Here is a 20268-nt window from a genome sequence, read left to right as displayed (position 1 = left end):
CGGCCCATGCCCCGGTCCCCCGAGTCCCCCGGCTCCGGCCGCCCCGCCGCCCCCGACGCCGTTCTCACCAGCCTGCCCGCGTTCCGGGAGGCGGCGGCCGCGCGGCTCGGCGCGTTCGCCCACACCACGGTCCCGGACGCCCCCGGAGCGCGCCGCGCCGGGGTGGTGCTGTGCGTGGTCGAGGAGGCGGGCGTCCCGTCGGTGCTGCTGATCAAGCGGGCGCCGCGGGGCCGGAACGCGGGCCAGTGGGGGCTGCCGGGCGGCCGGATGGACCCGGGCGAGACGCCCGAGCAGGCCGCGCTGCGCGAGCTGCACGAGGAGCTGGGGCTGGCGGTCGGGCCGGCCGAGGTGCTGGGGCGGCTCGACGACTTCCCGGCGGCGTCCGGGTTCGCGATCACGCCGATCGTGGTGGCACCGGCCGAGCCGGGGCCGATCGTGCCCAGCCCGGCCGAGGTCCAGTCCGTCCACCGGGTGAGCCTGGCCCGGCTCGCGGCCGGCGACACGCCCCGCTGGGTGCCCCAGCTGGGCGGCGGGGAGCTGCTGCAGATGCGGCTGCGCCCCGACTGGATCGTGCATCCGCCGACCGGGGCGATGCTGTGGCAGTTCCGCGAGGTGGTGCTGCTGGGCCGGGAGGCGCGGGTGGCCGACTTCCTCCAGCCGGACTGGACCCGCACCTGACCCCGCCCGCCGGCCCCTAGAACGTGCCGCCGTCCACCACGACGCGCTGGCCCGTCACGTACGAGGCGCCGTCGGAGACCAGGAACCGCACCACGTCGGCGACCTCCTCGGGCGTGCACACGTGCCCGTACGGGGAGGACGCGTCGACCTGCCGGATGTCCTCGATGCCGGTCGTGGCCCGGACCAGCCGCTGCCCCATGTCGGTGTCCACCAGCCCGGGCGCCACGATGTTGACGTGCATGCCGTTGGAGCGCTCCTCCTTGGCGAGCGTGCGCGCCAGCGCCTCCATGGCGGCCTTGCCCATCGCGTACGGGGCGCCGTTCGCGGGGTACTGGTCGGTGATCACGCTGGAGACGAACACGATGTCGGCGCGCTCGGACCGGCGCATGAGGGGCAGCAGCGCCGCGGTGAGGTGGTGCGGGCCGAGGGCGTGCACGTTCATCACCCGGGCGAGCTCGGCGGGGTCGGTGTCGGCGACGCTCTGGCCGCGGCTGGCGATGCCCGCGTTGTGCACGAGGACGTCCAGCCGCCCGTAGTCGGCCTCCACGCGGGCGGCGAGGTCCCGGCAGGCGTCGGCGGAGTCCACCGGCGCCGCGTACGCGCGGGGCGCCGAGTCGGGGGCGGCGGCCTCCAGATCGGCGACGGTCTTGCGCGCGGACTCCTCGTCGCGGCGGTAGCCGACGGCCACGGTGGCGCCGTCGGCGGCCAGGCCGAGGGCGATCGCCCGGCCGATGCCGCGGCTTCCCCCGGTGACCAGGGCGACGCGTCCGGCGAGAGAACTCATGGGGCTTCTCCTTCGAGGGGTGCGAGGGGTGCGGGGCGAGGGCGGGACGGGGCGTCCCCCATCCTGCCCTGCGCCCCCGGCTCCCGGGTAAGCGACCCCTGACCGAGATCAGCCCGCCGGGACGGCCTCGATGATCCGGTAGCCGGAGCCCGGCAGCGCGGGCGTCACCGACGCCGCCCGCAGCCCCGCCGCCGCCAGCAGCGCGCGGAACTCCGCCTCGGTCCGCTCCCGCCCCCTGAGGACGACCATCATGTTGATGTCGGACATGATGTTCGGCGCGTTCCCGGGCGTGACCACGGGCGGCATCACGAAGTCGACGAGCAGCACCCGCGCGTCCGGCCGCATGGCCCGGCGGCAGGCGGCCAGGATCGCCGCGGCACGCTCGTCGTCCCAGTCGTGGACGACGCTCTTGAGCACGTAGGCGTCGGCGCCCTCCGGGACGGACTCGAAGAAGTCCCCGGCGACGATCTCGCAGCGGCCGGCGACGCCCGCCTCGCCGAGGGTGCGCTCGGCGTCCGCCAGCCCGCCGGGCAGGTCGAACAGGATGCCGCGCGCCTCCGGTACGGCCCGCAGGATCGCCGCCAGCAGGGTTCCGCCGCCGCCGCCGAGGTCGGCGATGGTGCGGAAACGGCCGAAGTCGTATCCGTCGATGATCGCCGGGGCGACGTCGGCGGTGTGCTCGGCCATGGCGGTGTTGAACGTCTTCGACAGTTCCTCGTCGCGGTCGAAGAACTCGAACGACGACATCCCGAACAGCCGTTCCCAGGCCGGTTCCCCGCTGCGCACGGTCTCGGCCAGGTCGCCCCAGGACCGCCAGACCTCGGGCCCGCAGTAGAGCCGCAGCAGGCCGGCGACCGAACCGGGGCCGTCGCTCCGCAGCCCCGCGCCCATCGGCGCCAGCTCGAACAGGTCCGGATCCTCGTGCTGGACCACGATCCCCAGCGACGCGAGCGCGCGCAGCAGCCTGCGCAGGAACGGCGCGTGCGTGCCGGTCTCCTTCGCCAGCTCCGCGGCGCTGCGCGGCCCGCCGGCCAGCGCGTCCCCGAGGCGCAGCTCCGCGGCGGCGTACACGATCTGCGCCGGCATGTAGCCGAAGGCCAGGTCCAGAAGTGGTGATCGGGCCATGACCCGCTCCCTCCGTCATTTCCCCACGTCATGCGTACGGGAACGACGCTAGGCACCGATCGAGCGGACGTATTGGACAAATGCGACCCGGTTTGCCGTAACAGTACCGTGATCTTGCCGGTACGTAACGGACATTTCTAGTTAATCCCGTTAAATGAGATTGGTGTGGCTCCCAATTCCGATGCCGGAGGAGAGAACCGTGAAACGCACGGCGATCACCGTCACCGCTCTCGCCTTTTCCATGGCCGCGCTCACCGCGCCGCCGGCCGCCGCCGAACCGCCCGCGCCGCCCGGGAAGGCGGCCACCCTCGACCACCTGGCGGCCCTCACCGTCGCCGCCGAGGGATCGTCCACCGGCTACAGCCGCGAGAAGTTCCCGCACTGGAGCACCGTCTCCGGCGCGTGCAACACCCGCGAGACCGTCCTGAAGAGGGACGGCACGAACGTACGGACCGACTCCGGCTGCGCCGCCACCTCCGGCAGCTGGTACAGCCCCTACGACGGCGCCACCTGGACGCGGGCGTCCGACGTGGACATCGACCACATGGTCCCGCTCGCCGAGGCGTGGCGGTCGGGCGCGAACTCCTGGACGACCTCGCGCCGCGAGGCGTTCGCCAACGACCGCGCCAGCTCCCAGCTATGGGCGGTCACCGACAACGTCAACCAGTCCAAGGGCGACCAGGACCCGGCGGAGTGGACCCCGTCGCGCACGGCGTTCCGCTGCATGTACGCGCGCTCGTGGACCGACGTGAAGTACCGCTACGGCCTCAAGGTCGACTCGGCCGAGAAGCGGGCCCTCACGAACCTGGTCAACACCTACTGCTGACGGCCCACTGCTGCTGACGGCCTACTGCGGGCGGGGCCGGGGCCCGGCCCGGCCGGCCAGGTCGCCCAGCCAGGCGCCGGCCAGCTCGACGTGCCGCCGCGTCAGCCCCGAATCGGGTTCGACCGGGACCAGCAGGTGATCGCCGATCCCGGGCTCGGCGGCGATGCGGTCGGCGGCGTCCGGCTCGTCCTCGAACCAGACGAACGGCCGCCGCTCGACCCACGCCGCCACGTGCCGCGCCTTCCACGCGCCCAGCGTGCCGGCGCCGGCGATACCCGGGAAGCGCGGGATCGGGACGTACGGCAGCTCCGGCAGCCCCACCCGCGGGCCGATCCAGGTGTTGGCCTCGTCGCACCAGTAGCTGGCCCACGCCAGCTCCGCGCCCGCCGACCCGGCCAGGTCCAGCAGCATCCGGCCGTGCCCGGCGTCCAGCCACAGCCGGTAGGTGATGCCGTTGGGCGAGCAGCGGTGCCGCTTGTAGCCCCGGTGCGGCCGCTGGAACGGGTTGAGCACGCCATCGACGTCCAGCAGCACCAGCGGCGTCCCCATAGCGGAAACGTACGCCATGGCCGGGCGCGCCGCCACGCCGTCCGATCACCGGCGCGGGGGGCGGTGCTGACGCGGGCGGCGGGCTTCCGGCATTGTGGAACCATGTGCCGACTCTTCGGTATGACGACCGGGGGACCGCGGGTCCGCGCCACGTTCTGGCTGCTGGACGCGCCCCAGAGCCTGCACGCCCAGAGCCGCAGGCAGCCCGACGGGACGGGGCTGGGCTGGTTCTCGCTGGGCGACGAGCCGGTCCGGGACCGGGCGCCGATCGCCGCGTACGAGAACGCCGACTTCGCCGCCGCCGCGACGCACGTGCAGTCGCACACCTTCGTCTCCCACGTGCGGTTCGCGTCCACCGGGGAGGTGAACGTCCACAACGCCCACCCGTTCGACATGAACGACCGGCTCTTCGCGCACAACGGGGTCGTCCAGGGCCTGGACGTGCTCGACTCGTGGCTCACCGACGTGGACCGGGCCCTGATGGAGGGCCAGACCGACTCGGAGATGGTGTTCGCCTACATCACCGCGGAGATCCGCCGCCAGGGCGACACCACGGCGGGACTGATCTCCGCGGTGCGGCGGATCGCGGCGGAGCTGCCGGTGTTCGCGCTCAACATCCTGCTGGCCGAGTCCGGCCGCCTGTGGGCGCTGCGCTACCCCGACCCGAACGAGCTGTGGGTGCTGGCGCCCGACCTGAACGGCGGCGGGCACGCCCGGCACCTGGACGGCGGCCGCGAGCCCGGCCATCTGGACCTGGCGGCCGACCACCGGACCCCCGCCCACGTGGTCGCCAGCGAGCGGATGGACGATGATCCCGGCTGGCGGCTGATGGAGCCGGGCGAGCTGCTGGTCATCGACGGGCTGAAGGCGACCTCGCTGTTCCCGTTCGATCCGCCGGCCCACCCGCTCACCCAGGCCGACCTGTCGGCCAAAGAAGCCTCGTCGCAGGCTTGAGACGTCTGAGGAGACAGCTGAACATGGAGACCCGGCTCACCCTGATGGCCGTGCACGCGCACCCCGACGACGAGGTGCTCGGCACCGGCGGGCTGCTGGCCCGCTCGGCCGCGGAGGGGATCCGCACGGTGCTGGTGACGTGCACCAACGGCGAGGCGGGCGACGACTCCGGCGGGCTGAAGCCCGGCGACCCGGGGCACGACGCCGCCGGGGTGGCGCGGCGGCGGCTCGCCGAGCTGCGGGAGTCGGCCGGGCTGCTGGGGATCGAGCACGTGGAGCTGCTCGGCTACCGCGACTCCGGCATGGCCGGCTGGGACACCAACGCCCATCCGGACGCGTTCGCCAACGTGCCGGTGCGGGACGCCGCCGCGCGCCTCGCGGAGCTGATGGAGCGCTACCGGCCGCAGGTCGTCGTCACCTACGACGAGAACGGCGGCTACGGGCATCCCGACCACGTCCAGGCGCACCGGATCGCGATGGCCGCGACCGAGTCGTCGGGGATCCCGAGCAAGCTCTACTACACGGCGGTCCCGCGGTCCGGGGTGAAGGACATGATGGCCTACCTCAAGGAGGCGGGCGCCGATCTCGGCGACGTCGAGCTGCCGGACGACTTCGGCGTGCCGGACGAGCTGATCACCAGCGTGGTCGACGTCACGCCGTACGTGGACCGCAAGTTCAAGGCGCTGGAGGCGCACGCCAGCCAGGGCGACAGCATCTTCATGCTGCGCCTGCCCGAGGAGGCCCGGGTGATGGCGTTCGGGTTCGAGGCGTTCACCCGCCGCGTCTGCCGCGTGGACGCCCCCGAGAAGGAGGACGACCTGTTCGCCGGCCTGCGCGGCTAGCGGTCCGCCCTGCCCGCCCTGCCCGCCCTGCGCGGCTTCTCGCCGCCGCCGCGCGCGGCGGCGCGGTAGTGGTCGAGGACGTCCTGGCGCAGCAGGTCTCCGAACCCGGCGCGCTCCAGCCGCAGCGCCAGCCCCGCCGCGTCCGTCCCCAGGTCGGGCGCGGCGGCCTCCAGGCGCCAGTCGTGCGCGGCGAGCCGGGTGAGCAGGTAGCCGCGCCGGACCTGGTTCTCCGACAGCCGGAACGTCTTGAGGTAGGCGGTCCGGCCGGTCTCGGCGTCCACGATGGTCTCGCCGATGTGGTTCTCGCGGCCGGGGGCGAAGGCGGGCAGGAAGCGTCCCAGCGTGAAGCCGTTGAGGTACTGGACCTCCTGGAGCGTCCGGTCCGCCCCGAACAGCCCGGCGGCCATGACCTCGTCGTGGAACGCCGCCCACTCGTCCCGCCGCAGCTCCGCCTGGGCGCGCAGGTCCTTCAGGGAGCGGACGGCGGTGCCGTCGACGCGCACCGCCATGTCCCGGGCCGGGGCGCCCAGCAGGCCGTACTGGTAGATCTGCTCGCCGAACAGGTCGTGCACCAGCGTCGCGTGCAGGGCCCGGTAGTCGTCCGGATGCGGGACGACGAAGGCGCTGGCCAGCGCGTCGGCGACGTACACCAGGACGCCGCACTGGCCGGGATGGATCTCGAAGACCCCGAGCGCCTCCTCCAGCCCCGGCACGTGCAGGCCGAGGTAGGTCTCCTCGGTGCGCGGCGACAGGCCCCTGGTCAGGGCCCGCCGCGACCACGCCTCCCACATGATCTCCGGGCCGCCGAAGTGCAGAGCGAGGTAGCCCTCGACGGCCAGGTGCAGGGGCAGGAAGCGCAGCCGGTCCCGGGCGACCCGGCGCGCCATCCGGCGGCGCACCGTGATCGGCATGCACGGCGGCGCCGCGCCCCGGTCGTCGCGGGCCAGCAGCCGGGTGCCGTACGCGGCGGCGGGCTCGCCGGCGGCCTCCCACCTCGCGACGAAGGCGTGCGGGATGTAGGAGGTGTAGTACGTGCCGTCGCCGACGTCCACGACGGACGGGTCGTCGTAGACGCGGCGGTCGAGCCGCAGGTGCGGGACCGGCTCGTCCCGGACGAGCGGCACCAGCCGGATCGATCCCCAGGTCTGCGCGGGCCGGGTCGCCAGCCCGTCGGGCGTGAACGTCACGGCGCTCCTCCGGTGAAGCGGGCGATCCGCTCGTCCAGGTAGGCGCGGACGTCCGCAAGGCCGGTCCGGCCCTCGGCGAGGGCGGCCAGCTCGGTCAGGGTCGGCAGGTCCTCGGCGTCGCGGACGCCCGCGGTGGGCACCGTCGGGGCGAGCCGCCGCACGTCGAAGTCGCCGGCGTCGTACACCGGGTTCAGATGGGTGATCGCGACCTTCCGGTCCGGGTCGAGGCGGGTCCGCCACACGCGCAGCACCTCGGCGGCGAGCCCGGGCGGCGCGTTGTCCCAGCCGTCGGAGACGATGACGAGGCGCTCGGGGCCGGTGTCGAGGGCGTCCAGGATCCGCTCGCCCAGGGGCGTCGGGCCGTACGGGTAGAGCAGCAGCTCGTCGGTGCGGCCGGACGTCCAGAACGCGGTGTAGCGCTCCGCGAGGGCCTGCAGCAGGTAGTGGCAGGCCAGCGCGACCGCCAGGGGGCGGCGGCGCTTCTGCCCGGAGCCGGTGGCCGAGAAGCTGTCGTCCAGGACGGCCGCGACCCGCCCCCAGCGGCCGGCCAGCGGCCCGGCCGCCTTGCGCGCGGCGGTGCGCAGGGCGGTGGTCAGCTCCTCGCGGCGCTTGACGCGGTCGTCCAGCGGCAGCGCCAGCACGTAGGTGGCGAGCCTGGTGAGCGGCATGCCGGACAGGTCGGTACGGACGTTGCCGGCCTTGTCCGCGTGCGCGTTCTCCTGGAGGCGGAGCCGTTCGAGGCGGGTCATCCGCGGCTCGATGCGCTCCAGGAAGACCTCCCGCGGCACGCCGTGCTTGGCCGCGAAGCCCTCGGCGACCGTGTAGGGCAGGTCGTACAGGGCGGCCTGCTCGTAGTGGGCGCGCCGCCAGGTCTCGAACATCGGCGTGCGGTACGAGGCGCGGCGGTGCGGGTCGAACAGGAACGGCCCCATCTCCCCCTTCACGCGCAGGTGCGCGTGCCGGATCGCGCCCTTGACGCCGGCGCGGTACTTGACCGCGTCGAAGCCGGGGTCGGGGCGGGCGGCCATCCAGTCGCGCATGATCGCCCGGGTGCGGCGGTTGTTCACCCGCGCGCGGCGCAGGTCGCGGAACAGCCGCAGGACGCGGTGCTGCGGGAGGGCCTGGAGCCGGGCCGCGATCAGCCGTCCCTCCGCGTGCCGCCGCTCCGGGCCGGGCGGGTGCACGAGGAGGTTGCGGATGATCATGGCCGCGTTGTGGTCGTTGACGTCGAGCGCGAGCGCGGCGGCGTACAGGTCGCGGTAGCCCTGCAGCATGTACTCGTGCAGGAACTCCAGCGAGAGCGCCTGCTCGCCCTCGTCCTGGCGGAACTCGCGCTGCCCGGTCGAGGTGATCGCCGCGTTGACGAACATCAGCACGTCCTCGCAGGCGACCAGGTCGGCCTGTGTCTCCGGCATCGCTCCCCCGCGGTCCCGTGGTCCGGGTGCCGGCCGGGGAATGGGGGCGCGAGCAGCGAATCATCACTGTAAAGGTGGGTTCCGGAAGTCGCACCGGAGTCCCGCGGCCGGCATCCGCACCGTAGCACCCGGAAGCCGGGCGCATCCGCCCATTTTCCCGAGGTTCAGGGGCGATATGTTCCGAAATGCCAGACGTTGCCCTCCAGATCGCGGGCACTGTAGTCGCGCGAGCCGTAGGGCTTGTCGGCGAGCCCGATGACGATCTCCGCTCCGGCCGCCTTCGCGCGGTCGTGATGGGCGTCGGGATCGTCGACCGCGACGTACATCCCGGCGTTGCCGCCCCCTTCGCCGGCGCCCTTCCCGGTCTCGCCGAGCATGACGATCCCCGTGTCGTAGCGCATCTCGATGTGCACGATGCCGCCCGCGTCGTTCCTGGCCACCTCGTGCCTCTCGAAGCCGAAGGCGCGCTCCAGCCAGTCCATCGCCTTGACCGGGTCGCGGTAGTCGACGATCGGGTAGAAGGTGCGCCTGGTGCCGTCGGTCATGTCAGCCTCCCTGTTCGCTGGTGACATGCCCATGCTGCGGCGGTCCCGCGTCCCCCGTATTGGAAGAATGCGACCCGCGCCTGGCGGCGTCCCGCTCGGCGGCCAGCGCGCGCGTCTCGTCCGACACGGGCGCCGCCAGGATCGCGGTGACCACGTCCGTCAGGTAGCTGGTGAACAGGCGGTCGTCGGTGCGCGGGCCGGACCTCGCCCGGCGGCCCAGCTCGAGCGAGGCGTACAGGAGCGCGGTGAACCGCCGGTGCAGGCGGGCGGCGTCCGCCTCCAGGAGCGGCAGCACCAGCGCGCGCCAGCGGTACATGCTGTCGGCCGGGTCCTCCAGCGCGGCGGCCGGGACGATCACGTCCGGGCGGCCCAGGACGTCCGCCCAGATCTGCAGGAAGTCCCGGCCGCCCTCGCTCGCCAGGAGCGCGGCGAACGGCCGCACGAGCGCGCCGGCGAGCGCCCGCACGTCGTCGCGGCGGTCCGCCTCGTAGGCGTCGAGCAGGGCGTGCCGCCGCGCCTCCACCTCGGGCAGGTGGCGGGCGAAGACGGCGCGGACGATGCCGGCCCGGTCGCCGAAGTGGTACTGGACGGCGGTGGCGTTGCGCGCCCCCGCGGCCTGGACGATCTCGCGGAGGCTCACCGCGTCCAGGCCGCGCCGGGCGTACAGGTGCTGGGCGGCGTCCAGCAGCCGCTCGCGGGTGGTGGCGGTCACTCGTTCCCTACGGCGTGCTCCAGGACGGCGGCGTAGCGCTCGCGGGCCGCCGCGCGGCGGGTGGGCAGGTGGCCGCTCGGCCACAGGCCCTCGACCGGCTCCCGGTCGCGCAGCAGCTGCCGCGCGACGGTGATCTTGTGCACCTCGGTGGGCCCGTCGGCGATGGCCAGCGCCTGCGCGCCCAGCATCATCTGGGTGAACGGCATCTCGCCCGACACGCCGAGCGCGCCGTGCAGGTGCATGGCCCGCTGCACCACATCGTGGAAGACCTTGGGCATGGCGGCCTTGACGGCGGCGATGTCCTTGCGCACCTTCCGGTAGTCCTGGTGCTTGTCGATCAGCCACGCGGTGCGCAGCACCAGCAGCCGGAACTGCTCCATCTCGATCCAGCTGTCGGCGATCTTCTCCTGGGTCATCTGCAGCTTCGCCAGCGGCCCGAACCGGGTGTGCCGCGACACCGCGCGCTCGCACATCATGTCGAACGCCTTGCGGACCTGCGCGATCGTCCGCATGGCGTGGTGGATGCGGCCGCCGCCGAGCCGGGTCTGCGCGATGGCGAACGCGCCGCCCTCCTCGCCGAGCAGGTTGCCGGCCGGCACCCGGACGTTCTCGTACCGCAGGTAGCCGTGCGAGCCCTCCCGCTCGCCGCCGACGCCGACGTTGCGCACGATCGTCAGCCCGGGCGCGCCGGCCGGGACGATGAACATCGACATGCCCTCGTACGCGCTGATGTCGGGGTTCGTCACCGCCATCACGATGAGGAACTCGGCGTGCCGGGCGTTGGAGGAGAACCACTTCTCCCCGTTGATAACCCAGCCGTCGCCGTCGCGCTCGGCGCGGGTGGTGAACAGCGTCGGGTCGGCGCCGCCGTGCGGCTCGGTCATCGAGTACGAGGAGGAGATCTCGCCGTCCAGCAGCGGCGCCAGGTAGCGCTCCTTCTGCTCCTCGGTGCCGAAGTGGGCGAGGATCTCGGCGTTGCCGGAGTCGGGGGCCTGGCACCCGAACACCGACGGCGCGTAGCGGGAGCGGCCGAGGATCTCGTTCAGCAGGGCCAGCTTGACCTGGCCGTACCCCTGGCCGCCCAGCTCGGGGCCGAGGTGGCAGGCCCACAGGCCCTTCTCCTTCACCTGCTGCTGCAGGGGCCGCACCAGCTCCTTGAAGCGCGGGTCGCTCTTGTCGTACGGGTCGCCCAGGACCAGGTCGAGGGGCTCGACCTCGTCGCGGACGAACGCGTCCGCCCAGTCCAGCAGCTTCTGGTACTCGGGGTCGGTCTCGAAGTCCCATGCCATGGCGGCCTCCTCGGCGTCGGGCGGTTCTCCCCGCCGATAATGTGCCCACTCGAAGTATTAATGCAAGTGCATCACTGTTACTCTCCGGCACAACCGTCCGAGGGAGTGCGATCGTGCAGCAGCCGGCAGACATCGAGCGCGGGCTCGTGGACTTCGACGTGCTGGCCGCGTGGATGACGGAGCAGGGGCTGCCGGACGGGCCGTTCGAGCAGGTCGCGCTGCTGTCCGGCGGCACCCAGAACGTGCTGCTGCGCTTCTCCCGCGGCGGCCGCGAGTACGTGCTGCGGCGCGGGCCGCGGCACCTGCGCGCCCGTACCAACGACGTGCTCCGCCGCGAGGCGCGGGTGCTGGCGGCGCTGGACGGCACCGCCGTGCCCGCACCGCGCGTGATCGCCGCCTGCGCCGACGAGAACGTCATGAACGGCGCCGTCTTCTACCTGATGACGCCGGTCGAGGGGTTCAACGCCTCGGTCACCCTCCCCGAGCCGCACGCCTCCGACGCCGCGATGCGCCGCGAGATGGGCCTGAACGCCGCCCGCGCGCTCTCCGCGCTCGGCGCCGTCGACCACGAGGCCGTCGGCCTCGCCGGCTTCGGCAAGCCGGAGGGCTTCCTGGAGCGCCAGGTGGGCCGGTGGATGTCGGAGCTGGACGGCTACGGCGCCCTCGACGGCTACCCGGGCCCCGACATCCCCGGCCTGGAGCCGGTCGCGGCCTGGCTGGACGCCAACCGCCCCACCACGTGGCGCCCCGGCATCCTGCACGGCGACTACCACCTGGCCAACCTCATGTACTCCCCGGAGGGCCCGGAGGTGGCGGCGATCGTCGACTGGGAGATGTGCACGATCGGCGACCCGCTGCTCGACCTCGGCTGGCTGCTGGCGACCTGGCCCGCGCACGGCGACATGAGCGCCACCCTCGCCGGGCCGCTCGGCGACGCCGGCGGCCTGCCCGGCCCCGGGGAGCTGGTCACCGCCTACGCCGAGCGCGCCGAGGCGGCGCGGGGCCGCGACCTGGCGTCCATCACCTGGTACGCCGTGCTCGCCTGCTTCAAGCTCGGCATCGTCCTGGAGGGCACCCATGCCCGGGCGTGCGCGGGCAAGGCTCCCAAGGAGACCGGGGACCTGCTGCACGGCATCACCCTCGGCCTCTTCCGCCGCGCCGAGGCGTTCATCGCCGCCGAGGACGCCTGAGACCGGGCGGCCGGGCGGCTGGGAGGATCGGGGCATGGAGATCCGCCAGGGCGGCGCGGACGACGCGCCGGTGATGCTCGCGATGCTGGACGGCGCGGTGGCGTGGCTCGCGAGCCGGGGACGGACCGGGCAGTGGGGCGCCACGCCGTGGAGCACCGACCCGGCGCGCGCCGGGCGCGTCCGGGACATCGCCCGTACCGACGACGTCCGGATCGCGTACGCCGGCGGCCGCCCGGCGGGCGCGATGGCGCTCTCCGCCGGCCCGCCCCGCTACATCGAGCCGGTGGACGAGCCCGAGGTGTACGTGACGCTGCTGGTGACCGACCGCGCGCACGCGGGCCGCGGCGTCGGCAGCGCCCTGCTCCGCCACGCCCGCGAGGAGGCGCTGCGGCGCGGCGCCGCGCTGCTGCGGGTCGACTGCTACGCCGGGGACGACGGGCGCCTCGTCGAGTACTACACGGCCAACGGCTTCGCCCGGGACCGGACGTTCTCGGTCGACGGCTGGCCGGGGCAGCTCCTCACCCGGCGCCTCTGACGCGTTCCGGGGCGCCCGCCGCTACCGCGGCGCCAGGGCGCGGTGAGGGAGGGCGAGGCGGACGATCTCGGCGCGGGCGCGGCCCATCGGGACGGCGTCGCAGCGGATGCCGTACCCGGCCAGCTCGGCGCCCAGGCAGCGGGTGAACTGCGCGGCCGTGGAAGCGGCGCCGGGCGTCCGCCGCGCGCGCGGGAAGCGGACGCCGGCCGCGGGCTCGTCGGTGACGGTGACGATCGCGCCGGTACGGCGGCCGACCATCCGGCGGGCGACCTCCCGGGAGACCAGGAAGACGCCGGTCGCGTCCACCGCGAACGCGCCCGGCGGCTCGATCCCGGCGACGTTGACCAGCAGCCCGACCGGGCCGAGCTCGCGTTCGGCGCGCGCGACGGCGGCCTCGACCGCGTCGCCGTCGAAGACGTCGGCGGCGACGGCGATCGCGCGCTCTGGGCCGATCTCGGCGGCGACGGCGCGGGCGACGGCCGCGTCCCGGTCCAGTACGGCGACCCGTGCCCCGGCGGCGGCCAGGGTACGGGCGAGGGCGGCGCCGACGCCGCGGCCGGCCCCGGTCACCAGGGCGGCCGTGCCCGCGAGCGGGGTTCCGTCCATGCGTTCCTCCACCGGCAAGTTAGGTGAACCTAAGTTAGGTGTACCTAACCAATCCTGAAACCGGGGTGCGCGTCAAGAGCCGACGCGCCCGTCGCCCCGGGGACCTTTCGGCCCGTTGCCGGACATCTGGGAGGATCGCCCGAATGCCCCGATCCCGGATGGGAGGACGTACGACCCGTGAGTGATCTCCGTTCGGCCGCCGAGCTCAAGGACGTCGCCGACCCCGCCTGGCCCGAGCTGCGCGAGCTGCTGGGCCGCGCCGACGGGTACCAGACCGCCGAGATCCTGCCGGTCGATGAGGCGGCCGGGGAGGAGGCGCTGCGGCGGATCCAGGTGAGCGCCGGCTCGTACCTGGGCGCGCTGGCCCTGCACACCGGCGGCGTGCTGGTCGCCGGCGGCTGGGTGCGGGTGCTCGGCGGCGGCTTCCCCGAAGGCGGGCTGCCCAGCCTGGCCGAGGCCAACCCCGCGCTCGGGCGGCGCGGCGGCCCGGCGCCGCCGCTGCTGGTCGGGTACGACGTGCTCGGCGGCCGGTTCGAGGTGAACGGCTCCGATCCCGCCGCCGACGGCCGGCCGGGCGAGCCCGGGCAGGTGTGCTACTTCCAGCCCGAGAGCCTGGAGTGGAAGCTGCTGAAGACGCCGCAGCGCGTCTTCGGGCACAGCATGTGGCTGCGGTTCCTCATCCTCGGCAACCTCACCGACTTCTACTGGACGCTCCAGTGGCCGGGCTGGGAGGACGACGTCGCCGCGCTGCGCCACGACGAGGGCATGGGCTTCCACCCGCCGCTGCCGGCGCTGAACGGCGCCGAGGAGATCGCCGCCGCCTCCCGCAAGCCCGTCCCGGTCGCCGAGCTGTTCGCCCTGCACGAGGAACTGCGCGCCGCCGGCTGACACTCGCGTCGGATTCCTGCCAGCGCGCCCCGGCCCGCCTGGGCGAGGCTGGGCGCATGAGTCATCGCTTCCGGTTCGGGATCGTCGGCGAGTCGGTCCGCACCGCGGCCGAGCTGACCGCGCTGGCGCGGCGGGCCGAAGAGCTCGGGTACGCCACGCTGACGCTGCGGGACCACTTCGTCGCCGAGCCGTTCGGCGACCAGCTCGCGCCGATGCCCGCGCTCACCGCCGCCGCCTGCGCCACCCGCACGCTGCGGGTCGGGACGCTCGTCCTGGCCAACGACTACCGGCACCCCGTCCTGCTCGCCAAGGAGGCCGCCACCCTCGACCACCTGTCGGGCGGCCGCTTCGAGCTGGGCGTCGGCGCGGGCTGGCTGCGCGACGAGTACCTGCGGGCCGGGCTGCCGTTCGACCCCGCCGGGGTACGCGTGGAGCGCCTGGAGGAGTCGCTGCGGATTCTCAGGGGCCTGCTGAGCGGCGAGAAGACGACGTTCGCCGGAGAGCACTACCGGGTGGACGGCCTGACGGTCTTCCCCGCGCCCGTCCAGGCGCCGCCGCCCCTCCTGGTCGGGGCGGGCAGCCCGCGGATGCTCGGCATCGCCGGCCGGCACGCCGACATCGTCGGGATCCTGCCCCGCGCGCTGCCCGGCGGGACGATCTCCGAGGAGATCTCCGAGCGGATGCCGGACACCATCGCCCGCAAGGTCGACCTCGCCCGCGAGCCGGGCCGCGACATCGAGCTGAGCCTGCTCGTCTCCCCCACGTTCGGCCCCGACCCGCGGGCGTGCGCCGAGCGGGTCGCCCGGCGCCGCGGCTGGGACGCCGGCCTCGTACCGGACATGCCGACGCAGTTCCTCGGGCCGCCCGAGCACATCGCCGGGCAGATGGCCGCGCGCCGGGACCGCTTCGGCTTCACCTACTACCTGGTCTCCGACCGCGACATGGAGGCGTTCGCACCGGTCGTCGCCCTGCTCTCCTAGGCCGGGACGGGCCGCGGCTCAGCGGCCGGCCGGGCGCTCGCGGGCCAGCCGGCCGCCGGCGGCGCCGGCCCCCTCGACCCGCCACCCCGGCGGGAGGACGTGGTCGCCGTTCATGTCCACCACCGTCGCCGACGTGAACCGGGCGGCGCCGTCGAACTTCACCGCGCGGAACCCCGTCCCCCCGGAGAAGACGGCCCGGTCGAAGCTGACGTCGCCGCCGAAGACCGCGAGCTCGAAGTCGGCGCGGCCGTAGAAGGCGGCCCCGACGAACCGGGCGTGCCCGGTGAAGGCCGTCTTCCGGAAGTCGGCGTCCCCGGAGAACGCCGCCCGGCCGAACCTGGCGGTGCCGACCGTGCAGCCGCTCAGGTCGAAGTCGAAGAGGATCGCGCCGGTCAGGTCCAGCCCGATGCCCGACCAGGGCACCTCGGCGTCGCGCCGCAGATGGGCCGCCAGCAGCCGCTGCGCGGTGAGCCTGACGTCGCGCTCCTGGTGCCAGGACACCGTCGGCTCGGCGGACGCGGCCGCGACCGCGGCGCGCTCGCTCGCCGGCAGCCCCGCCAGCTCCTCCTCGCCGACGGTCGGCGGCGGCGGCGCGGACAGGAACGGCATCCGCAGGTAGGCGCAGATGATGTTGACGATGGTCTGCCGGTGGATCGGGTTGTGGTTGCCCAGCCGCTCCAGGGTGTAGAGCGCGGTGACGCGCACCGGGGCCTTGTCCGAGCCGAGCAGCTCGGCGGCCGCGTACAGCTCGGTGACCCGGCGCTCCCCCGCGTCGTGGTCGATCAGCGCGGTGGCGATCTCCTGGTGCCGCTGCCGGCGGAACGCCAGCATCAGCCCCACCGCCGCGCCGACCCCGGCCCCGGCGGCCAGGCCGGTCCGCACGGCCTCCAGCCGCACCCGCGCCCGATCCGCCGCGGTCGCCTTGGCATCGCGGGCCAGCACGTCGTTGGTCGTGCCCAGCATCCACACGGTCGTCACCCAGATCGCGACGCCCGCGAGGGAGGCCGCGACCAGCATCCAGAAACCCGCCGCGAGGGGCCGTACCCGCGGCCGCTCGTGCGCGTTACGCCGGGCCTTCGCCGCCCGCAACGCGCGCCGTACCGAACCCAGCACAAGGCACCACCCCGTCCCGCGTCACCGGCCGGGCCGTGCCGTGGAAGGGGCGTTGGAGATCATGCTGACGCGTCCTTTCCCGGAGCCGGCGTGCCAATGAGAACGATCATTCGCGGCGAGGGGGTTTCGGGGGCGCCTCCACCACTGATGCACACACCCTATTATTACCGACCGCGAACGATTGATTACCGACCGAAAGCAAAAGGTTGGAGGATCATGCCTGGTCAGAGCCCTGACAGCGGGCCTGACAACAGGGAAGTGGGATCATTGCCGCCGTCCGTAACCGGGCGAAGCCCGGGCGGTTCTCAGTCCTCGGGAACGACCTCGTCGGGCGACTTGTCGGCCCGCAGGCCCCGCCACGCGGGATGGCGGAGACGGCCGTCGCCGGTCCACTCGGCGTAGGCGACCTCGCCGACGAGCTTGGGCTCGACCCAGTGCGCGCCGCGGGCCTCGGGCGGCGGGACGGGGGCGGGCGCCGCGTCGCGTTCCAGGGGCGCCAGCCGCTCCGCCAGGTCGCGGAGCATGGTGTCGGTGAACCCGGTGCCGACATGGCCGGCGAACGTCAGCGGCCCGGCCGGCGCGTGGACGGCCAGCAGCAGCGCCCCGATCGCGCCCGAGCGGCGGCCCGCGCCCGGCGTCCAGCCGATGACGACGACCTCCTGCGTGCGGACGTTCTTGACCTTGGTCCAGCAGCGGTCCCGGCGGCCGGGCAGGTAGCGGGAGTCCAGCCGCTTGGCGACGATGCCCTCCATGCCCAGCCGGCCCGACTCGGCGAACGCGTACGCGAGGTCGTCGTAGCCCGGCGGCGTGTCCCACCGGCGCGCCGACAGCTCCAGGCCCATCAGCAGGTCGCGGCGCTCCCGGTACGGGCGGTCGATCAGCGGGGTGCGCCCGGCGTGCAGCACGTCGAAGACGATGTAGACGACCGGGTTCTCGGCGGCGAACGCCGCGATCCGCTCGGGGCTGCGGACGTGCATGCGGTGCTGGAGGGCCTCGAACGAGGGGCGCCCGGCGCGGAAGCCGACGATCTCGCCGTCCAGCACCGCCGGCCCGTCCACGGCCTCCGGCAGCTCCGCGAGCTCGGGCCACGCGGCGGTGATGTCGCGGTCGTTGCGCGACATCAGCCGCAGCCGCCCGCCGTCGAGGTACGCGACGGCGCGGATGCCGTCCCACTTCATCTCGGCGGCCCAGGGCCCCGAGGGCAGCCCGCCGGCGACGGCGAGCATCGGCCGGTACGTCGGCAGCGACCCCATGACCGACGACGTACCGGCGAAAAGGCCAGGTCAAGGCCACGACCGTCCCAAAAGATGGGCAGCGCGGAGATCGCCGGTTCGAGGCCGCCGGCTCGCCGCCCGGCGGCCTCAGCCGTCCTGGAGGTCCTCGGCCAGCTCGTCCACGTAGAGGCGTTCCGGCTGGAAGCGGCCCGTACGGTACGCGGCGCGGCCGACCATGTGCGCGGCGACCGGCACCGTGACGATCTGGAGGAGCGCCACCATTAGCACGGTGGTGAAGACCCCGGGGCCGGGGAAGTTCACCGCGACCGCGGCCAGGATCAGCAGCAGCCCCACGGCCTGCGGCTTGACCGCGGCGTGCATGCGGGTGAGCAGGTCGGGCAGCCGGAGCAGGCCGAGGGCGGCGCTCAGGGCGGCACCGGAACCGATCAGCAGGCACAGCGCGGTGACGGCGGTCACGCGTCCTCCCCGTCGCGGTGCACGAGGAAGCGGGCGATGGACACCGACCCCACGAACCCGACCAGCGACAGCGCCAGCAGCGAGGGCAGCGTCCAGGGTTCGCCGGTGGCGATGGCCTGGACGCCGAGGCCGCCCATCGTGATGGCCACCATGACGTCGAGCGCGACCGCGCGGTCGAGCATGGAGGGGCCGCGGATCAGCCGTGCGAGCGTGCAGGCGGCGGCCAGCCCGAGGGCGCCGGCGGCGATGGCGATGACGATGGTCACGAGTCCTCCAGGGCTCGGCGGTCGGCACGGGTGCCGAAGGCGCGGACGACCCGCGCCTCCAGGGCCAGCACGTCGGCGCGCGCCCTGGCGACCGCGCGGTCGCCGGAGCCGCCGAGGATGTGCAGGTAGAGCGTCGAGCTGCGGCGCTGCACCTCCAGCACGAGGGTGCCGGGCGTGGCCGACAGCGCGATCGCCATCGCGGTCAGGATGAAGTCGGACCGGGTCCGCAGCCGTACCGCGATGACGGAGTTGACGACGCCGCGCTCGGCGTGCCCGAACGCCTGCCACGCCAGCGGGCCCGCGCTGCGCAGCAGGTCCGCGCCGAAGCGGGCGGCGAAGCGGAGCAGGCCGACCGGGTGCAGCCGCAGCCCCGGGTCCAGCGGCGGCAGCGGGAAGACCAGGATGAGGGCGACGGACACCAGCACGCCGGACACGGCGTTGGCCAGCGAGAACCGGTCCCACATCAGCAGCCAGATCAGCGTGAGCCAGGCGACCAGCGGCAGCGGGATCACCCGGCGGCCGATCCGCAGCGTGGTCCTGGGCAGGTCGTTCACGGCGGTCCCTCCGGTGCCACCGCGCGCACGTACGCGTGCGGGCGGTCGAGTTCCCCGGCGGTGCGGCCGGTCAGGTCCACCAGCGGGCCGCCGCCGGCGGTGTAGGCGAGGCTGAGCGCGACCATGGCGACGGTCGCGCCGACCATCGCGGCCGGCAGCCGCACGGAGGCGCCCGCACCGCCGTCCTCGTCGTCGCCCTCATCGTCCTCGTCGCCTTCGTCGTCGCCCTCGTCGTCGCCGCTCTCCTCCGGTCCCGGCTCGGCCGGGGCCCGCCAGAAGACCTGGTTCCAGACCTTGACCAGCGCGTACAGCGTGAGCAGGCTCGTCACCACGGCCGCCGCGACCAGCACCAGCGCCAGCGGGCCGCCGTCCCGGACGCCCGCGTAGAGCAGGCCGAGCTTGCCGAGGAAGCCGGACATGGGCGGGATGCCGCCGAGGTTCATCGCGGGGACGAAGAACAGCACGCCGATCAGCGGCGCGGTGCGCGCCAGCCCGCCGAGCCGGAGCGTCGACGCGCTCCCGCCGCGCCGCTCGATCAGCCCGCTGACCAGGAACAGCGCGGTCTGGATCGTGATGTGGTGCAGGACGTAGAACACGGTGGCGGCCAGCGCGGCCACCGACCCCAGCGCCACCCCGAAGATCATGTAGCCGATATGGCTGACCAGCGTGAACGACAGCAGCCGCTTGAGGTCGACCTGGACCATCGCGCCCAGCACCCCGACCAGCATGCTGAGCAGCGCGGCGACCAGCAGCGTGGTGCGCAGCGCGCCGCCGGGGAACAGCAGCGTCTCGGCCCGGATCACCCCGTAGATGCCGATCTTGGTGAGCAGGCCGGCGAACACGGCGGTGACCGGGGCGGGCGCGGTCGGGTACGAGTCCGGCAGCCACATCGACAGCGGGAAGACCGCCGCCTTGACGCCGAACGCCGTCAGCAGCAGCACCTCCGCGGCCAGCGTGATCCCCGGCGGCAGCGCGGCGATCCGGCCCGACAGCTGCGCGAGGTTGACGGTGCCGGTGGCCGCGTACAGGACGGCGATCGCGATGAGGAACATCATCGACGACAGCAGCGCCACGATGATGTAGATGGTGCCGGCCCGGATCCGGCCGGCCGTCCCGCCGAGCGTGATCAGGACGTAGCTGGCCATCAGCATGATCTCGAACCCGACGAACAGGTTGAACAGGTCGCCGGCCAGGAACGCGTCGGCGACGCCCGCGGCGAGCAGCAGGTACGTCGGGTGGAACACCGACAGCGGGGTGAGCGGGCCGCGCTCGGCCATGTCCTGCCCGATCGCGTACACCATCACGCACAGGGTGACCGCCGACGACACCACCAGCATCAGCGCCGACAGCCGGTCGGCGACCAGCGTGATGCCGACCGGCGCGGCCCAGCCGCCGAGCCGGGCGACCAGCGGCCCGGACCGGTCCGCCTCGGCCAGCAGCGCGATCGCGATGCCCAGCACGGCGGCCAGCACGGTCACGCTGATGACGCGCTGCAGGCCGGGATGCCGGGGACCGAGCATGATCTTGATGCCGGCGGCC

The 20268-nt window shown here is 74.0% G+C and carries 23 protein-coding genes; 8 read left to right on the top strand and 15 right to left on the bottom strand.

All coding sequences use genetic code 11. The features are described from left to right. Positions 1-6 precede the first annotated feature (6 nt). Entirely contained in the window at positions 7-678 is a 672-nt protein-coding gene (locus tag ACA361_RS32935; RefSeq protein ID WP_375018544.1) for an NUDIX hydrolase, read from the top strand. Between the two features lie 16 nt (positions 679-694). Here ACA361_RS32935 and ACA361_RS32930 read toward each other — a convergent pair whose 3' ends face one another. Then, a complete protein-coding gene (locus ACA361_RS32930; protein WP_375018542.1) occupies positions 695-1462 on the bottom strand; it encodes an SDR family NAD(P)-dependent oxidoreductase in 768 nt (255 codons plus the stop codon). 108 nt (positions 1463-1570) lie between these two features. Beyond that, positions 1571-2587, bottom strand: a complete 1017-nt coding sequence (locus ACA361_RS32925; RefSeq protein ID WP_375018540.1) for a methyltransferase — start codon at positions 2585-2587, stop codon at positions 1571-1573. Between the two features lie 199 nt (positions 2588-2786). Here ACA361_RS32925 and ACA361_RS32920 point away from each other — a divergent pair, with 199 nt between their 5' ends. Further along, the gene (locus tag ACA361_RS32920; RefSeq protein ID WP_375018538.1) at positions 2787-3413 is read left to right on the top strand and encodes a DUF1524 domain-containing protein; all 627 of its coding nucleotides are present in this window, start codon (positions 2787-2789) and stop codon (positions 3411-3413) included. 21 nt (positions 3414-3434) lie between these two features. On the opposite strand, the gene ACA361_RS32915 is transcribed toward ACA361_RS32920, so the two are convergent. Next, positions 3435-3962: an HAD domain-containing protein gene (locus tag ACA361_RS32915; RefSeq protein WP_375018536.1), complete on the bottom strand. Its 528-nt coding sequence runs from the start codon at positions 3960-3962 to the stop codon at positions 3435-3437. Positions 3963-4064: 102 nt separating this feature from the next. Here ACA361_RS32915 and ACA361_RS32910 point away from each other — a divergent pair, with 102 nt between their 5' ends. Then, on the top strand, positions 4065-4916 hold the full coding sequence (locus tag ACA361_RS32910) for a class II glutamine amidotransferase (RefSeq protein WP_375018535.1): 852 nt from the start codon (positions 4065-4067) through the stop codon (positions 4914-4916). A gap of 23 nt (positions 4917-4939) precedes the next feature. Beyond that, positions 4940-5758, top strand: a complete 819-nt coding sequence (locus ACA361_RS32905) for a PIG-L family deacetylase (RefSeq protein WP_375018533.1) — start codon at positions 4940-4942, stop codon at positions 5756-5758. On the opposite strand, the gene ACA361_RS32900 is transcribed toward ACA361_RS32905, so the two are convergent. The 5 genes from ACA361_RS32900 to ACA361_RS32880 form a co-directional block, all read right to left on the bottom strand. After that, on the bottom strand, positions 5755-6945 hold the full coding sequence (locus tag ACA361_RS32900) for a hypothetical protein (protein ID WP_375018531.1): 1191 nt from the start codon (positions 6943-6945) through the stop codon (positions 5755-5757). The genes ACA361_RS32905 and ACA361_RS32900 overlap by 4 nt on opposite strands. Continuing rightward, complete coding sequence (locus tag ACA361_RS32895; protein WP_375018529.1) at positions 6942-8360, bottom strand: hypothetical protein; 1419 nt, start codon at positions 8358-8360, stop codon at positions 6942-6944. Before ACA361_RS32895 ends, ACA361_RS32900 begins: the two co-directional genes overlap by 4 nt. A 164-nt stretch (positions 8361-8524) precedes the next feature. Further along, positions 8525-8905 (bottom strand): VOC family protein, encoded by a 381-nt coding sequence (locus ACA361_RS32890; protein ID WP_375018527.1) that lies wholly within the window; start codon positions 8903-8905, stop codon positions 8525-8527. A 1-nt stretch (position 8906) separates the two neighbouring features. Next, positions 8907-9617, bottom strand: a complete 711-nt coding sequence (locus tag ACA361_RS32885) for a TetR/AcrR family transcriptional regulator (RefSeq protein ID WP_375018526.1) — start codon at positions 9615-9617, stop codon at positions 8907-8909. Further along, positions 9614-10906, bottom strand: a complete 1293-nt coding sequence (locus ACA361_RS32880) for an acyl-CoA dehydrogenase family protein (protein WP_375018524.1) — start codon at positions 10904-10906, stop codon at positions 9614-9616. The genes ACA361_RS32885 and ACA361_RS32880 overlap by 4 nt, the downstream gene beginning before the upstream one ends. A 113-nt stretch (positions 10907-11019) precedes the next feature. Here ACA361_RS32880 and ACA361_RS32875 point away from each other — a divergent pair, with 113 nt between their 5' ends. Beyond that, the gene (locus ACA361_RS32875; RefSeq protein ID WP_375018522.1) at positions 11020-12096 is read left to right on the top strand and encodes a phosphotransferase family protein; all 1077 of its coding nucleotides are present in this window, start codon (positions 11020-11022) and stop codon (positions 12094-12096) included. A gap of 34 nt (positions 12097-12130) precedes the next feature. Continuing rightward, the gene (locus ACA361_RS32870; protein WP_375018520.1) at positions 12131-12631 is read left to right on the top strand and encodes a GNAT family N-acetyltransferase; all 501 of its coding nucleotides are present in this window, start codon (positions 12131-12133) and stop codon (positions 12629-12631) included. Between the two features lie 21 nt (positions 12632-12652). Here the strand turns inward: ACA361_RS32870 and ACA361_RS32865 are convergent, their stop codons facing one another. Next, positions 12653-13237 carry an SDR family NAD(P)-dependent oxidoreductase gene (locus tag ACA361_RS32865; protein WP_375018518.1) on the bottom strand — a complete coding sequence of 195 codons (585 nt, stop codon included), beginning with the start codon at positions 13235-13237 and terminating at the stop codon, positions 12653-12655. Positions 13238-13414: 177 nt separating this feature from the next. Here ACA361_RS32865 and ACA361_RS32860 point away from each other — a divergent pair, with 177 nt between their 5' ends. Next, positions 13415-14125, top strand: a complete 711-nt coding sequence (locus tag ACA361_RS32860) for a DUF2625 family protein (protein WP_375018516.1) — start codon at positions 13415-13417, stop codon at positions 14123-14125. Positions 14126-14181: 56 nt separating this feature from the next. Then, the gene (locus ACA361_RS32855) at positions 14182-15105 is read left to right on the top strand and encodes a TIGR03621 family F420-dependent LLM class oxidoreductase (RefSeq protein ID WP_375018514.1); all 924 of its coding nucleotides are present in this window, start codon (positions 14182-14184) and stop codon (positions 15103-15105) included. A gap of 18 nt (positions 15106-15123) precedes the next feature. On the opposite strand, the gene ACA361_RS32850 is transcribed toward ACA361_RS32855, so the two are convergent. The 6 genes from ACA361_RS32850 to ACA361_RS32825 form a co-directional block, all read right to left on the bottom strand. Then, entirely contained in the window at positions 15124-16218 is a 1095-nt protein-coding gene (locus ACA361_RS32850; RefSeq protein WP_375018512.1) for a pentapeptide repeat-containing protein, read from the bottom strand. Between the two features lie 305 nt (positions 16219-16523). Beyond that, positions 16524-17471: a non-homologous end-joining DNA ligase gene (gene ligD / locus ACA361_RS32845; RefSeq protein ID WP_375018510.1), complete on the bottom strand. Its 948-nt coding sequence runs from the start codon at positions 17469-17471 to the stop codon at positions 16524-16526. 108 nt (positions 17472-17579) lie between these two features. Further along, positions 17580-17909, bottom strand: coding sequence for a monovalent cation/H(+) antiporter subunit G (gene mnhG / locus ACA361_RS32840; RefSeq protein ID WP_375018508.1), 330 nt, complete (start codon positions 17907-17909; stop codon positions 17580-17582). After that, a complete protein-coding gene (locus ACA361_RS32835) occupies positions 17906-18175 on the bottom strand; it encodes a monovalent cation/H+ antiporter complex subunit F (protein ID WP_375018506.1) in 270 nt (89 codons plus the stop codon). The genes mnhG and ACA361_RS32835 overlap by 4 nt, the downstream gene beginning before the upstream one ends. Then, the gene (locus tag ACA361_RS32830) at positions 18172-18729 is read right to left on the bottom strand and encodes a Na+/H+ antiporter subunit E (protein WP_375018504.1); all 558 of its coding nucleotides are present in this window, start codon (positions 18727-18729) and stop codon (positions 18172-18174) included. Before ACA361_RS32830 ends, ACA361_RS32835 begins: the two co-directional genes overlap by 4 nt. After that, on the bottom strand, positions 18726-20249 hold the full coding sequence (locus tag ACA361_RS32825; protein WP_375018579.1) for a Na+/H+ antiporter subunit D: 1524 nt from the start codon (positions 20247-20249) through the stop codon (positions 18726-18728). The genes ACA361_RS32830 and ACA361_RS32825 overlap by 4 nt, the downstream gene beginning before the upstream one ends. Positions 20250-20268 lie beyond the last annotated feature (19 nt).

Source organism: Actinomadura sp. 21ATH, from assembly GCF_041951345.1.
In the GTDB taxonomy this organism is placed as follows: domain Bacteria; phylum Actinomycetota; class Actinomycetes; order Streptosporangiales; family Streptosporangiaceae; genus Spirillospora.
The sequence above is the reverse complement of the archived record's forward strand: the minus strand, read 5'-3'. Positions and strand labels throughout refer to the sequence as shown.